The sequence below is a fragment of the Peribacillus simplex NBRC 15720 = DSM 1321 genome (assembly GCF_002243645.1).
GTDB classification, from domain to species: domain Bacteria; phylum Bacillota; class Bacilli; order Bacillales; family DSM-1321; genus Peribacillus; species Peribacillus simplex.
In genome coordinates this window covers 4,675,370-4,690,061 of sequence record NZ_CP017704.1, presented here as the reverse complement: position 1 = coordinate 4,690,061, position 14,692 = coordinate 4,675,370, and the positions used below count along the sequence as shown (strand labels likewise).

General features: G+C 41.7%; 15 protein-coding genes. 1 reads left to right on the top strand and 14 read right to left on the bottom strand.

The window, feature by feature from the left end; translation table 11 throughout:
- Positions 1-107: 107 nt before the first annotated feature.
- The 11 genes from dinG to BS1321_RS22655 form a co-directional block, all read right to left on the bottom strand.
- Positions 108-2,888, bottom strand: a complete 2,781-nt coding sequence (dinG, locus tag BS1321_RS22705; RefSeq protein ID WP_063233238.1) for an ATP-dependent DNA helicase DinG — start codon at positions 2,886-2,888, stop codon at positions 108-110.
- 160 nt (positions 2,889-3,048) lie between these two features.
- Positions 3,049-3,432, bottom strand: coding sequence for an aspartate 1-decarboxylase (panD, locus tag BS1321_RS22700; RefSeq protein WP_054400285.1), 384 nt, complete (start codon positions 3,430-3,432; stop codon positions 3,049-3,051).
- Positions 3,433-3,457: 25 nt separating this feature from the next.
- A complete protein-coding gene (gene panC / locus BS1321_RS22695) occupies positions 3,458-4,306 on the bottom strand; it encodes a pantoate--beta-alanine ligase (protein ID WP_063233237.1) in 849 nt (282 codons plus the stop codon).
- A complete protein-coding gene (panB, locus tag BS1321_RS22690; RefSeq protein WP_063233236.1) occupies positions 4,303-5,139 on the bottom strand; it encodes a 3-methyl-2-oxobutanoate hydroxymethyltransferase in 837 nt (278 codons plus the stop codon). Before panB ends, panC begins: the two co-directional genes overlap by 4 nt.
- A 339-nt stretch (positions 5,140-5,478) precedes the next feature.
- On the bottom strand, positions 5,479-6,459 hold the full coding sequence (locus BS1321_RS22685; RefSeq protein ID WP_063233235.1) for a biotin--[acetyl-CoA-carboxylase] ligase: 981 nt from the start codon (positions 6,457-6,459) through the stop codon (positions 5,479-5,481).
- A complete protein-coding gene (locus BS1321_RS22680; RefSeq protein WP_063233234.1) occupies positions 6,444-7,625 on the bottom strand; it encodes a CCA tRNA nucleotidyltransferase in 1,182 nt (393 codons plus the stop codon). Before BS1321_RS22680 ends, BS1321_RS22685 begins: the two co-directional genes overlap by 16 nt.
- A gap of 13 nt (positions 7,626-7,638) precedes the next feature.
- Positions 7,639-8,778, bottom strand: coding sequence for an N-acetyl-alpha-D-glucosaminyl L-malate synthase BshA (bshA, locus tag BS1321_RS22675; protein WP_063233233.1), 1,140 nt, complete (start codon positions 8,776-8,778; stop codon positions 7,639-7,641).
- 4 nt (positions 8,779-8,782) lie between these two features.
- Positions 8,783-9,496, bottom strand: coding sequence for a bacillithiol biosynthesis deacetylase BshB1 (gene bshB1, locus BS1321_RS22670; protein WP_063233232.1), 714 nt, complete (start codon positions 9,494-9,496; stop codon positions 8,783-8,785).
- Complete coding sequence (locus BS1321_RS22665; RefSeq protein WP_063233231.1) at positions 9,480-9,905, bottom strand: methylglyoxal synthase; 426 nt, start codon at positions 9,903-9,905, stop codon at positions 9,480-9,482. The genes bshB1 and BS1321_RS22665 overlap by 17 nt, the downstream gene beginning before the upstream one ends.
- Positions 9,906-9,923: 18 nt before the next feature.
- Positions 9,924-10,724: a 4-hydroxy-tetrahydrodipicolinate reductase gene (dapB, locus tag BS1321_RS22660; RefSeq protein ID WP_063233230.1), complete on the bottom strand. Its 801-nt coding sequence runs from the start codon at positions 10,722-10,724 to the stop codon at positions 9,924-9,926.
- On the bottom strand, positions 10,717-11,076 hold the full coding sequence (locus BS1321_RS22655) for a nucleotide pyrophosphohydrolase (RefSeq protein WP_063233343.1): 360 nt from the start codon (positions 11,074-11,076) through the stop codon (positions 10,717-10,719). The genes dapB and BS1321_RS22655 overlap by 8 nt, the downstream gene beginning before the upstream one ends.
- 167 nt (positions 11,077-11,243) lie before the next feature.
- Here BS1321_RS22655 and BS1321_RS22650 point away from each other — a divergent pair, with 167 nt between their 5' ends.
- On the top strand, positions 11,244-12,116 hold the full coding sequence (locus tag BS1321_RS22650) for a YitT family protein (RefSeq protein WP_063233229.1): 873 nt from the start codon (positions 11,244-11,246) through the stop codon (positions 12,114-12,116).
- A 139-nt stretch (positions 12,117-12,255) separates the two neighbouring features.
- Here the strand turns inward: BS1321_RS22650 and BS1321_RS22645 are convergent, their stop codons facing one another.
- The 3 genes from BS1321_RS22645 to lhaT all read right to left on the bottom strand — a co-directional run bounded on the left by BS1321_RS22645 (position 12,256) and on the right by lhaT (position 14,516).
- On the bottom strand, positions 12,256-12,930 hold the full coding sequence (locus tag BS1321_RS22645; protein WP_063233228.1) for a zinc metallopeptidase: 675 nt from the start codon (positions 12,928-12,930) through the stop codon (positions 12,256-12,258).
- 85 nt (positions 12,931-13,015) lie between these two features.
- Positions 13,016-13,801, bottom strand: coding sequence for a sporulation protein YpjB (ypjB, locus tag BS1321_RS22640; RefSeq protein WP_063233227.1), 786 nt, complete (start codon positions 13,799-13,801; stop codon positions 13,016-13,018).
- A gap of 118 nt (positions 13,802-13,919) precedes the next feature.
- Positions 13,920-14,516 carry a lipoprotein heptaprenylglyceryl N-acetyltransferase LhaT gene (gene lhaT / locus BS1321_RS22635; protein ID WP_063233226.1) on the bottom strand — a complete coding sequence of 199 codons (597 nt, stop codon included), beginning with the start codon at positions 14,514-14,516 and terminating at the stop codon, positions 13,920-13,922.
- Positions 14,517-14,692 lie beyond the last annotated feature (176 nt).

Sequence of the window (14,692 nt, the reverse complement as noted above, 5' to 3'; positions counted from 1 at the left end):
AGGATTTGAAGGCTCTACCACCTATCACATTATACCAGTTCAAAGGTTATTTTTCTTTATAAATTCATAAAAATTCATTTTGGATTAATGAATAATCTAAAGATTCTTTAAATCCACTCTTCTATCATTTCGGCCATTTCTGTTATTGAGGCTTGGTGCCAGTCCACTTCCGGAATGGACTTCTGAAATTCAGGTCCATATTTGGCAGTGATGATGCGGCGATCAAGAATAACCAATACCCCTTTATCTTCTGGAGTGCGTATAAGCCTGCCGAATCCTTGTCGAAACCTTAACAGGGCTTCAGGTAAAGAATACGCAGAGAAAGGATTACGCCCTTGCTTCTCGAGAAGTTGGCATTTTGCAGCTGTCACTGGTTCATCCGGTGGCGAAAAAGGCAGCCTGACAATGATTAAACAAGATAAATCCTCGCCTGGGATATCGACGCCTTCCCATAGGCTGGTTGTCCCAAACAGGACGGCTTTCTCGAAGTTTTGGAAATTCCTGAGCAGCCTCATCCGGCTTCCGCCAGAAATCCCTTGCGCAAACAGGGTGAACTCATCCAGAACGCCACTGTCTTTGATGGAATGATAGGTTGCCCGCAGCATTTCATGCGAGGTGAATAATACCATCATCCTCCCTTTCGCTGCCTGAGCGGCTGCAATAATATGGTTTGCCGCGGTTTCGGAGAATTCCTCCACCGATAAGCAATTAATATCTGGTAGATCATTTGGAACCAGTACCTTTACGAGTTCCTTATAAGGAAAGGGTGAAGGAAAACTTGCTGTCTGCATTGGCTCATTCTCTAAACCGAGTTGTTCTTTAAAATACTTAAAAGAATCCTTCACCACGAGGGTTGCCGATGTCATGACCACACTTTTCTGGCGCCCGAAATAGGAATCCCATAACCGTTTACTTCCTGCAATCGGCTGAACCGTCAAAGTCACCCCATGCTGAGGTGCTGCATTCGTATAATCAAGCCAATAAATATTTTCCTCATGCGGCTTGATGAAAAATTCATGCAAGGAGTCCCTGGTATCCTGTAAATGTCCAAGCAGCACCTCGATATCATTCAAGTGAAATAATGAATTTTTTCCTAAGGGGGACTCATTATTCAATAAAAGAGCCAATCTTTTCTCTAACTCCGTGATGATGTATCCTAATAAATCCACCAATCGCTCAGCAACAAGAATCGCTTTACCCCATCTTCCATCATCTATTTTGAATGAAAGCCGCTTCGGACTCATGGAACGTGAAAGTTTTCCTGACTGATTGGAAATGTAATAAAAAAGCTGTTCGAATTCATACGAAAAATCACTAAGCTTTTGATCTAATTCATGCTTAGACTTCACATCCGTCAGTCCATTATTTAAGAGCATCCTGTCCAATTTATATAATAATTGCTTTTGATCTGATGTCCCTAGCCTGTTCAAAAACGTCTTCACCGAAATGTAATTAAGCCTGCTCCCAAGCTGTTTGGATGCTGCCTGTTCCAAATGGTGTGCTTCATCGAGAATCAAGTACCCTTTTTTTGGAATCAAGGCGTCTTCTGTAAGCAGATCTGTCATCAAAAATGAATGATTAGTAATGATGATATCCGCCTTGGCAGCTGTTCTTTTTGCCCGTTCAAAAAAATCCAATTCAAGCCAGGGCTGTTTTAAACCGGCGTATGTAAGACCATCACTTTGAAGCCTATTCCAAAATAGCTGACCGCCGCTTGTAAGATTCAATTCATCTTTATCGCCTGTTACGGTTTCAGTAAGCCAAACCAATATCTGCATTTTCGTTAATGCCGTTTCATAATTATCTTCCTTCTCACGCAATGCCCTTTCGAACTTTGCCAAGCTCAAATAATTACTTCTCCCCTTTAGCAAAACTGCTTGAAAGGTGAATGGAAGGATTTTCTTAAGCTTAGGAACCTCGTTTTGAAGAAGTTGATCCTGTAGCTGAAGCGTATACGTCGAAACGACGACAGGTTTATGATGCTTTTTTGCAAAATAAACGGCCGGAAGCAGATAGCCTATGGATTTTCCAATACCTGTCCCAGCTTCAATGATTGCATCCTGGCTGGATTCGAAGGAATGGTGAATCATGTTCATCATATCAAGTTGTCCGCTTCTTGCTTCAAAGGCAGGGAATGCACTTTGAAGCATGGCTATTTTTTCCTCATCAACGAGCGGGAATTTCGACTCCGTATCTTTGTGTTCATCTTCTTCTTCGGCCTTTTTAAATGCAAGGCCCCTATAAGTAATGAGATCAGGTGAATGGACTTCTGCTTTAGAAAGTTTGCTTGCAATGCAAGCATCTATTAATTCGGAAACCTCACTTTGTAAGGAATAAGATAATCGATATAACTGTTTAAGTGTCATGACTGGAAGATTCATCAGCTTTTTTTTCAATTCCAACAATAATAAAGCGGTGGCATATGCATCACTATCCGCTTGATGGGGCCTGGAATGATCTAGGTTTTCTTCTTTAGCCAGCTGGTGCAGCTTATATCCATCGGATGTTGGTTTTAATATTTTCGCTAACTCTACTGTATCAAGGGTGGAACCATAAAACGGCTCAAACCCGCATCGTACTAGTTCTTCCTGTAAAAAAGATAAATCAAATAAAACATTATGGGCAACAAAACAAGCCCCTTCTATAAGCCGGGCAATATTTTCTGCTACATCTTCAAAGTCAGGTGCATTTTTTACCGTCTCGTTGCTTATTCCGGTCAATTCTTCAATAAACAAGGAAATTTCCTGTCCAGGGTGGATGAATGTCGAGTATTCATCCACAATTTGGTCATTTTCGATGACCACTCCAGCAAATTGAATAATCCTATCTCCTTTTTTCGGAGAATTCCCTGTTGTTTCCAAATCGACCACTACATATCGTTGCATCATGAATTGTACACCTCAAACTTTGCTTTCTTCACTTCCTGATGGAATTCTCTTATCTTTTTTATACCATAATAATCGTAATAAAGGAAACAAGCCGTTCATCAACAGACTAAAAAGGCCGGCATCTGTATGCATGATTCATGCACATGTGCCGGCCCTCCGCTTACATGATTGTAGCCGCAGGTTCGTTTGAAATCAAATCAATGATTTTGTTGTTTTCATCCATGATCGCAACTTTTGGTTTGTGATCTCCCAGTTTATCCTCTGAAACCATTACATAAGAAATGATTATCACGATATCATCCGGCTGCACCAGTCTAGCTGCCGCTCCATTCAAACACACGACACCGCTGCCCCGTTCACCCGCAATCACATACGTTTCAAGTCGTGCACCATTATTATTATTCACGATGGCGACTTTTTCATTAGGCAGAATACCCACCGCATCAATAATGTCTTCATCAATCGTAATACTGCCTACATAATTCAAATTAGCTTCAGTTACCCGTGCACGGTGGATTTTTCCATTCATCATCGTTCGAAACATCTCTATTCCCCCTGATCTTCATGAATTATTCTACATATAAGGTGATATTATCAATTAGTCTTGCATGCTCGAACTTTACAGCCATTGCAATGATGACGTTTCCTGCCAGCGATTCAAGTGGTTTAAGTTCAGGGTATTGATAGACTTCAATATAGTCGATCACTCCGCTTGTATGGGCAGCAATATGTTCACTTACTAAGGCCAAGACGGTTGCTGCATTTCTTTCACCTGATTCAACCGCCTCTTTGGCCTTTAATAAACTTTGGTACAGCTCTTTAGCCTCCATGAGTTCTTGATCTGATAGGTTAACATTTCGCGAGCTCTTCGCTAACCCATCTTCTTCGCGAACGGTATCTACAGCAACAAGCTGGATAGGGAAATTAAAGTCTTTGATCAGTCCATCTATCACGGCGACTTGCTGTGCATCCTTCTTACCAAAGTAAGCTCTATCCGGAAGGATGATATTGAAGAATTTCGTTAAGACTGTCGCTACACCATCAAAGTGTCCAGGCCTTTGCCTCCCGCATAAAACATCCGTCCTGCTTTGGACAACAACTTTCACAGATGGTTCTTCACCGTACATTTCGTGGACTGTTGGATAGAAGAGATAATCCACTCCGCCATTGGCTGCGACATTTTCATCCCGTTCCAAATCCCGCGGATATGTTTCAAAATCCTCATTGGGTCCAAATTGCATCGGATTCACAAAAATACTCAATACCACAATATCATTTTCTTCGCGCGCCTTTTCCAAAAGGGTGGCATGCCCCTCATGTAAAAACCCCATTGTCGCTACATAGCCAATGCTTTTGTGATTGTTTTTTTCCTCTCTAAGTGCCAGTTGCAAATCAGCTGCTGATGTAAAAGTTTTCATCTTTTCCCTCCGTAAAGTTCAGAAAGCTGCTCTTCCTTCATCGTAAAAGTATGTTCTACCGACGGAAAATCTTTAGATTTCACTTCATTCACAAAACTTGTTATCGATTGGCCTATCAGTTCATTTGCATCTCCATAAACTTTTACGAATTTCGCTAGCCGGTCTACCCCATACTTGATAACATCATGGTAAACGAGAACTTGTCCATCCGTTTCTGCGCCTGCCCCAATTCCAATGGTTGGAATTCCGAGGTTCCGTGTGACGAGTTCCCCCACTTGATATGGAACACATTCAAATACTACTGCCATCGCCCCCGCCGCTTCACACTTTCTCGCATCTTCCAAGAGCTGTGCTGCACTTTCGGCATCTTTTCCTTGCACTTTATATCCGCCCAGAACGCCGACTGATTGAGGAGTCAAGCCAAGATGGGCTACAACCGGGATGCCCGCCTTGGTCAATGCTGATATTTTTTCAACAACATCATCCGCTCCCTCAAGCTTCACGGCATCCGCATGACCTTCCTGCATGATCCGGGCTGCATTCTTGAGCGTTTCATCCATAGATAGGTGATAGCTCATAAAGGGCATATCCGTCACGACAAAAGTATCTGGTGCCCCGCGTTTTACTGCCTTTGTATGATGGATCATGTCATTCACCGTAACTGGAATCGTTGAGTCATATCCCAATACGACCATTCCTAAAGAATCGCCGACTAAAATCATGTCTACACCTGATTGTTCGGCTAACTTTGCTGACGGGTAATCATAAGCCGTCAGCATGACAATTTTCTCTTGATGTTGTTTCATTTTCAAAAAATCTCCGGACAATTTCATTACGTTTCCTCCTTTTGATGGAGGAGATGAAAACATCAGCGAAAACTGGTGTCTATACATTCATGCGCAAAAAAAAGATTGACTAAAAAAGTATCTGTTTCGCTACGAAAAATGGCTTAAAAAGCCAAATATCGATCAATAAACAGACTTATCTTTTTAGTCAACCTTTGTTTCATCAGAAGTTTCATCCCTCCGTCCCCGTCCAGTTCTCTGGATCAAGGCAGATTTTCAAATAATTTGGTATTGATGGGGGTGCAGTTCACATGAGATACTGCCCACTTGCATTATATCAAGACAAATTGAAAATTTCTATTTAATTTTCACGAATTTGACAAAAATCTACTGAATTTCGATATCTGCAGAATATATCGAATGTACGGTTCCTTTTCCGTCTTCAAGAAGTAAAACGCCTGAATCCGTTATTCCTAATGCTTTTCCGACAATCGTGTCATTAACGGTGCTGGCTTTGATAACCTGACCAAGACTGATCGCATAACTCTCCCATAAATCCTTTATTGGCATGAAGCCTTGATCTAAATAGAGTTCGTACAAATTTTCCAGACGAAACAATGCTCGTTGTATGACCTTGGACCTTGAAACCGTCCCTCCACTTTCTATGAGAAGGGAAGACGCTTTTTCCTGCAGTTCTTCAGGAAAATCCTCCAATTGCTGATTGATATTCATTCCAATTCCGATAATGACAGAATGGATTCTATCAGACTCCGCCTGCATCTCCGTCAGGATGCCCACCACTTTCTTGCGATTCACCAAAATATCATTCGGCCACTTTATTTGTGGCTTCAAATCAGTGGTATCCTCTATAGCCTGAGCAACTGCGACCGCGGCCAATAATGTAAGTTGTGGAGCCTCATGAATCGGGATTTTCGGTCTTAGGATGAGACTCATCCATATGCCGCTGAATTTTGGGGAATGCCAAGATCTCATTAGCCTTCCTTTACCGGATAACTGCTCCTCGGCAACGACGAGGGTTCCCTCCTGAACGCCTTCATTTGCTAGTTGATGCGCAATTTTTTGAGTGGATTCTACAGTTTCCTGATAGTGGATCATCTTGCCGATCGTTTTTGTTTCCAAGCCAAGTTGTATTTCGCTCTCGGAAACTTTTTCAGGCGCTGATAAGATCCGATAGCCTTTTTTCCTAACGGCTTCTACATTATAACCTTCACTGCGCAGGTCTTCTATATGCTTCCAGACGGCTGTGCGCGAACAGCCAATGTATTCAGCAATTTCCTGACCGGATATAAACGCACCATCCGCTTTTGAGAGGGCTTCCATCAGCTTCGTTCTTAACTCAGATTGCATTTCACCAGCCACCTCTTTATTTCTTCTTTATCATTTCTTAATTCTTCATTCAAGACAGCTTCCAATATTTTTTCCAAGTATTCTTTGACCCATGGACCTGGCTTTTCTTGTTGCCAATTCAATAAATCCGTCCCCGTAACGGCAAGATCCGACATTTGTTTTATAATAAGTTCATTGTAGCGTTGATGTGCATTCTCCTCCGCATCCGATACATTACCGCCAGTCAGTGCCGCCCTGACTTTAGCAGCTTGTACAGTTACGCCATGACCTGCCTGAAATACATCGATGACTGATGGTTCTTTCTTCACTAGCTGTATCGTACGTTGAACGTTTCTTATAGTTTTCATTGGCAGCTTCCAGGCCCTCAAAGATTCTTCCATTTCCTGATCCTTGGTGTGAATCATGATTATGGACCATATTTCTGCCGCTTTTAGCTGATGAAGCGGCAGGTTCAGCAATTCCATTAAATGATCTTTTTTACTCGAGAATAGAGGCAGGTATTGATATAATCCGCTTTCCAGCAAGAGTGAGAAAGCCCTTATCTTATTGGAGCCGGCCACTAGCTTCTCAAATTCAACCAGGATCCTTTCGACAGCGATTTCACTGATGATCTGGGCGTTCTCCTTAAGGGAATCAAAGGTTTCTTGATCCAGTTCAAAATCTAGTTGACTGACGAACCTTAAAGCACGCATCATTCTCAATGCATCCTCATGAAACCTTTCATGCGGGTTGCCAACCGTGATAATCCTTTTTTCTGCCAAATCACACTTACCATTAAATGGATCTATGATCTTTCCGGTCTTATCCATTGCCATTGCATTCATCGTGAAATCTCTTCTTTGCAAATCCTCAGTCAAAGAACGGACAAATTGCACAGCATCGGGTCTGCGAAAGTCCGAATACCCGCTTTCCGTTCTAAACGTTGTAATTTCGTATGTATCCGTATCCGTAATGACAAGCACTGTCCCGTGGTCGATCCCGATATCAGCCGTATTAGGAAAAATCCTTTTGATTTCCTGGGGTGTTGCTGAAGTAGCGATGTCCACATCGTTTATGGGCCTGCCAAGGATATAATCCCTTACAGAGCCGCCAACGAAATAAGCCTCGTATCCTGCTTCTTCAATCAATTCCAGAATGGGTACTGATTTTAAGAATAACCGATCCATCAGCATCCCCTCCCTATTCCATGGATTTACCTTCAAGTGCTTGAATGTAGATGGCTTCATATTCTGACATTATCGTATCGGAGTGAAAATTAGTATTGGCCCTTTCCAGCGCAGCTTCAGAAAAGCGTTTATGTAAAATCGGGTCGCTTAAAAGTCCAATCGCTTTTTCAGCAACCATTTTGACATCTCCCAATTCACAAATATAACCGGTCTCCCCATCAACGATGACTTCAGGAATTCCCCCGATATTCGTCCCGATACAAGGAACTCCACATGCCATCGCCTCGAGCAGCACAAGTCCGAAACTCTCTTTTTCCGATAACAGGAATATCAAATCACTGATTGAATATAATTCGGCAAGGTTATCCTGCTTACCAAGAAACAAGACCAAATCATCGATTCCAAGATCTTTAGCCAATTTCAATACGGTTGTCACTTCAGGCCCGTCTCCTACGAGTAGAAGCTTTGCTGGCATTTTCTTTTGAGTTAAATAAAACGCCTGGATGACGTCTTTCACTCGCTTGACCGAACGGAAATTCGAAACATGTATGATCACTTTTTCATCTTCACTGATTCCGTATTCATCCTTAAGGTAATCGGAATCAGATTTATGGTAATCTCTTTCATCAATAAAATTATAGACTGTTTTGATTACCTTATCCGGCGCGATTAATTCGTGCGTTTGCTGAACAAGGGAATTAGATACTCCCGTAACGACATCGGATTGCTCTATCCCGAATTTTATCAAATTGGTCAAAGAGGGATCATGGCCTAATACGGTTATATCCGTACCATGCAGTGTGGTTACGATCTTTACTTCATTACCTGACATCTGCTTTGCAAGGATCGCACAAACAGCATGTGGAATTGCATAATGAACGTGAAGGATATCTAATTTCTCTCGTTTTACGACATCAGCTATCTTGCTCGCAAGCGCCAGGTCATATGGTGGATATTGAAAGACTGAATATGAGTTCACTTCAACCTGGTGATAAAAAATATTACAGTACATCTTATTCAAACGAAAAGGGATGCTTGAAGAAATGAAATGTATTTCATGTCCTTTTTCTGCAAGCATCTTACCTAATTCAGTTGCTACGACACCAGAACCCCCAACTGTAGGGTAACAGGTAATTCCAATTTTTAATTTCATAAGATTATTTTTCTCCTAACAAGTCGGCATCGATCATTAACGGTTTTTTTGTCATGAATCCCTCCGCATAGGCGACACCCACTTCTTTACCGAACATTCGCTCCCGTGCCTCGACAGTCTCGATATAGCCATTAACTAACGGTGTTTCAACAGATACTTGACTTTTTTCGAATTGGCTGCCATATGCCCTAAGGCTATCCAGCTTTTTCGATATTGTCGAAGTGATGTCCACGACGAAGTCCGGTTTGTGAAACCCATTGATCATATAATAGTACATATTTTGGACACGATGAGAATCAAGGCCTTCTTCTTCCATATACTTTCTTACTCCTGCCGAAAAAACTGCTTCCTCGACTAATTTGGCACAGTTACCATGATCGGGATGGCGATCTTCCAAAAATGGTGCAAATACAAGGGCAGGTTTATATTGGCGAATGACCTTAATGATTTGATTTATGTATTCCGCTTTCATGTATAGTCCCCGGTCGGGTAGATCAAGGGAAATCCTCTTCACCCCAAGGATTTCAGCAGCTTTATGCGCTTCCTCTTGCCGCAATGGAACGGTTCCATTGGATGACATTTCAGCTTTTGTCAAATCACAAATGACAATTTTCCTGCCTTGTTGCACATATTTAGCGATCGTGCCACCCATACCGATTTCAACATCATCCGCATGTGCGCCGAAAGCCAGGATATCTATGTTACTTTTGTTTATCATTTATCTCACCTTGTTTTTGCCGTAGTTTTAGCCAGTCCATATACCCATGTTTCAAACCTTGAATCAGCACTTCTGCCGTGCCCATATTTGTCGCCAATGGAATTTCATATACATCTGATAGGCGTATAAGCGCCGATACATCAGGTTCATGTGGCTGTGATGTCAATGGATCGCGGAAAAATAGGACCATGTCCATTTCTCCGCGTGCAATCATTGCACCTATTTCCTGATCCCCGCCAAGAGGTCCTGAATGAAAACGATGGACGGGCAGTGATACTTCTTCCATGATTCGTTTCCCGGTCGTACCTGTTGCAAATAATTCATGCTGTTCAAATACAGTTTTATAAGCTGTTACAAATTGAATGATATCTTCTTTTTTCTTATCATGGGCAATTAAGGCAATTCTCATCGTAAATCCTCCTGATCCCTATTCGATAATATTTTCCAGGCCGTATACAAGAACATCCAATTTCATGACGGAATCGACAGCAAGTTTGACACCTGACATGAAGGACGCTCGATTAAAGGAATCATGCCGAACCGTCAATAGTTCTCCATCACTTCCGAAAAGCACCTGTTGATGGGCAACCAGTCCCGGTAGCCGTACACTGTGGATATGCATGCCATCTATATTTGCACCTCTTGCCCCCTGGATGGTTTCTTTTTCATTAGGGTGCCCCTGTTGTTTTGTTTCACGTACCGCTGCAATCATGTCTGCCGTTTTGGAAGCAGTGCCAGAAGGAGCATCCAGTTTTTGATCATGGTGCATTTCTATGATTTCCACATCCGGGAAATACTTTGCGGCCATTTGGGAAAACTTCATCATCAAAATGGCTCCAATTGCAAAGTTTGGCGCGATGATGCAACCAATTCCCTTTTCTTTTGTTAATGAATCAAGCTTCGCTAAATCTTCCTTGGTAAAACCAGTCGTTCCCACTACAGGGCGGATGCCATGATTAAGTGCCGTTTCGGTATGTAACATCCCCACTTCTGGTGTGGTCAAATCGATCAATACGTCCGCCTCTATAGATGAAAAGCATTCATTTATATCCGAAAAAACCGGTGCTTCAATACCGTGAAAACCTTCTATTGCGGAGAGGCTTTCCCCGTTATGCTTGCGATCTATGACGGCTGCCAATTCAAACCCTTCTGTCCTATGTACAAGCTTCACCGCTTCATTTCCCATTCTGCCACGTGGACCAGCTACAATCACTTTCACTTTACTCATCTTTACCTTCCTCCTCCATTTTCTCTTCTTTTCTTGTCCATCTATCTTTATCGCGGGTTGTAAACTTTTGCATGACCAAATCATGCGAGTTTTGAAGGTCTATCCCTAAAGAATTGGCAAAACAAATCAACACAAAAAGCATGTCCCCTAATTCCGCTTCAATCGTATTCTCTTCCTCTGTTGCCTTCTTAGGTTTTTCACCATGGTAATGATTGACTTCCCTAGCCAATTCCCCAAGTTCTTCAGACATGCGGGCGAGCATGGCCAGAGGGCTGAAATATCCTTCTTTAAATTGTCCTATGTATTGGTCGACTTCCGTTTGCATTTGTTGGATCGTCTTATGCTTTTCCATATAGTCACCCATTCTTGATTTTCGTTTTCAAACATCATACCTTCTCCATGTTAGCTAAAAGTGAAACAGATGACAACAGATACGTTCGCAAATTCAAATTGCCCATAGTTGGTTAATTAGTTATAATAAGTAAATTAATGATATGCAAACCTTTGGAGGTATGGGACATGCTTTTGGGCTTAAAATTGAAAAATATTATATTCATCCTTTTTGGGGCTGGAATCTTCGCCTTTGGCCTCGTGCATTTTAACATGCAGAACAACTTGGCCGAAGGCGGATTCACCGGTCTCACCTTGATTATATATCAACTTATCGGGATAAATCCTTCATATTCTAATTTGATTTTGAATATTCCTTTATTTTTAATAGGGTGGAAATATTTAGGGCGAACATCTTTCTTTTATACGATTATCGGAACGGTTGGCCTCTCCGTTTGGCTATGGGTTTTCGAGAGATACCAAATCGAAATCGATCTCGGAAACGACTTGATGCTGGTGGCATTGTTTGCCGGGGTCTCTGTTGGAGTCGGGCTGGGCATAATCTTTCGTTACGGCGGAACAACAGGCGGAGTGGATATCATCGCCCGTTTTGCCCATCGTTACTTAGGGATGGGCATGGGACGGACCATGTTCATCTTTGATGCCGTCGTCATTGGCCTTTCAATCCTTACCTACCTGGATTACCGGCAAGCGATGTATACCCTCGTTGCCGTATTTATAGGTGCCAGAGTAATCGACTTTATGCAAGAAGGAGCCTATGCTGCTAGAGGTGCAATGATCATTAGTGATAAAAACAAGGAAATTGCTGAAAAAATAATGAATGATATGGAGCGGGGCGTAACCGTATTAAGGGGATATGGGTCCTTTACACGCAATGACCGGGAAGTACTCTATTGTGTTGTTGGGAAAAATGAGTTAGTCCGCTTAAAAAATGCCATAACATCGGTGGACCCTCACGCATTCGTATCTGTAAGTGAAGTGCATGACGTATTGGGTGAGGGCTTTACCCTTGATGAAAACAAGAATCCCATTGAAAGGTAATCAAAGTGATTTGTTGCATACCGATGGAATGCAATCCTTATGAATGTTGCCCTGTCTAACTGAATTTTATTAGCAATATGCAACAAATACTTTTAAAAATGAAAAAGGACCCCATCCCAAGATGGTGTCCTTTTTCAAATTAATCTTCTTCCCGCATTCCTGTATACATAAGCAGAAGACGAACTAATTCCAGTACGGCTACAAGAGCGGCAGCAACATAAGTCATCGCAGCAGCACTTAATACTTTTTTCGTTTCTCGTTCTTCATCATTCCGGATGACCCCAGCGGAAACGAGTTGATCCATCGCCCGAGAAGAGGCATTGAATTCAACCGGCAGGGTTATCACTTGGAACAATACAGCGGCTGCCATAAATACGATACCCGCCAATAGCAACCCAGGAAGTGAAGCTAACATCCCGATTAAAATCAAAATCCAAGATATGTTAGAGCCAAAATTAGCTACCGGTACTAATGCATGGCGGAAACGCAAGAACGCATATGCTTCTTTATCTTGAATCGCATGTCCAACTTCATGGGCTGCAACCGCTACACCGGCAACTGAATGGCCGTGATAGTTATCCGTTGATAAACGCACCGTTTTATCCCTTGGGTCATAATGGTCCGAAAGCATTCCAGGCGTCTCTTCGACTCTGACATTGAACAGTCCATTTTGATCCAAAATGGCCCGCGCCGTCTCAGCACCATTCATACCAGATGAGGCCGATACCTTTGAATATTTTTTATACGTGCTTTTCACTTTCATTTGTGCATAAATCGGGATTAAAATGATAATCGCCAAATAAATGAAATACATGGTATCCTCCTATAACTATTATTACTCTTAATTCTATGGATTGAAGGCAACCGTGTCAAATATAGTGTTCTCTCCCCCTGTCTTTTTAATCATTATGTTCTTTCCTTGGTTTTTCCCTATCACCTTTATATTTTCTCCAGCCTACATAAGAAAGCGTCATAATAATGATTGAGCCTGTCGATATGATGACCCACCAAAGGGAAGGATCTGCATCATCTTCCCCCATATCATCAAAAATTGAGGTTAGTTCGCTTTGCAACGCATCCAGTTCCTTTTGACTTTCTCCATCATTGATTACCTCAGGACGGTATTGGTTGATGTATTGAATCCTCGTGTCCAGTTGCTGCATCGTTTCTTTAGAAAGGTCGACTTTCAAGCTTGGATATATCATTTCATATTGTGATAGGAATAAGTTCAATTGGCTATTGAATGTAATTGTGTCTTGATTGATCGCGGCATTCTTTGTCTGCTGGAAGGAATTCATCATTTGATCCTCCATCTCTGTCCAAAGGGGCTGATGTGTAGACTTGACCGCATCAACAACAAGCCGGAACTTTGTAACAGAATTAACCTTTTCGGAATCTCCCTTGTTCATATCCTTTATTGTCATCAACGCCTCATTATGAGCTACAGTAATAATTCGAAGTTCGTCCATGTCAAGGATCTGCTCTTTCGCTGTCTCTTTTAAAAACCGGTCAGAAAAAAACGTCAGCATCTTTTCCGAATCTCCATATCGCTTCAACTTGGTCATTTCCAAGGCTCTATCGGAAATGTTATCTAATTGCTCCAAACTTGAAGAGGATTCTGCATAGACAGGGAAATGTAAGACGACAAATAAAACAGCAATGGTTAATATGAATTTTTTCAACATGCTACTCGTCCCTCCTCATATCTCTACTAAAACGATATGAAAGAAAAAACATGAGTAGACCTCGTTCAACATAAAAAAGTTAACCCTGCTTTTACAAAGCTTATGCAGGGTTAACTTTTTAATGGATGAAGGATAGGGTGATTCGCTTTTTTCTATATCCAAAGTACCAGCCGACAAAAATGGAAAGTATGCTGAGCCAAAAAGTGAAATAACCTATCGAATTCATATATACCAATAAATCACGGTATACGGGCATCATTTCAAAAACATAATCGATTATGTCATTATGTATGGTCCAAATCCCTGCCACTATCAAATGCCAAGGTTTTATTCGATAAAATGGTGCATATAATACTCCTTGAATCGCCATTCCCAAATGAGAAGCCATTAACATATAACCTTCCCATGGCAATGAACCTGTTGTCACGAAGGTCATCAAATTCATTAAAACTGCCCATATGCCATATTTGAATAGTGTTATTATCGCCAATGCTTCCATAAGTCCGAAATTCCTTCTTAATAGGAACCCCAATAAAACAAATACAAAAAACAGGCTAGCTGTCGGGCTGTCCGGTACAAATGCCAAAAAAATCGCAGGAGTGTTTTCCAATTGACTACCGTACCAATAATATCCATAGGCGGTTCCGAATATATTTATTAATAATAACAAAACGAGCATTTGCCGATTTGCAAGCCAACTGTAGATAACATTCATTCTTTAACCCTCACTTACATTCTCATGTATACTCATTTTACAGGCCATCAACCAGAAAACCAAGCATTCATTTCAATTTCTTCTCATTAACACTTCAATTTACCAATAAAAAAGCCGACAACCGTGGTCGTCAGCTTCTTTTGCAGCATATGAAAGAAAATCTGTTGATGGCTATA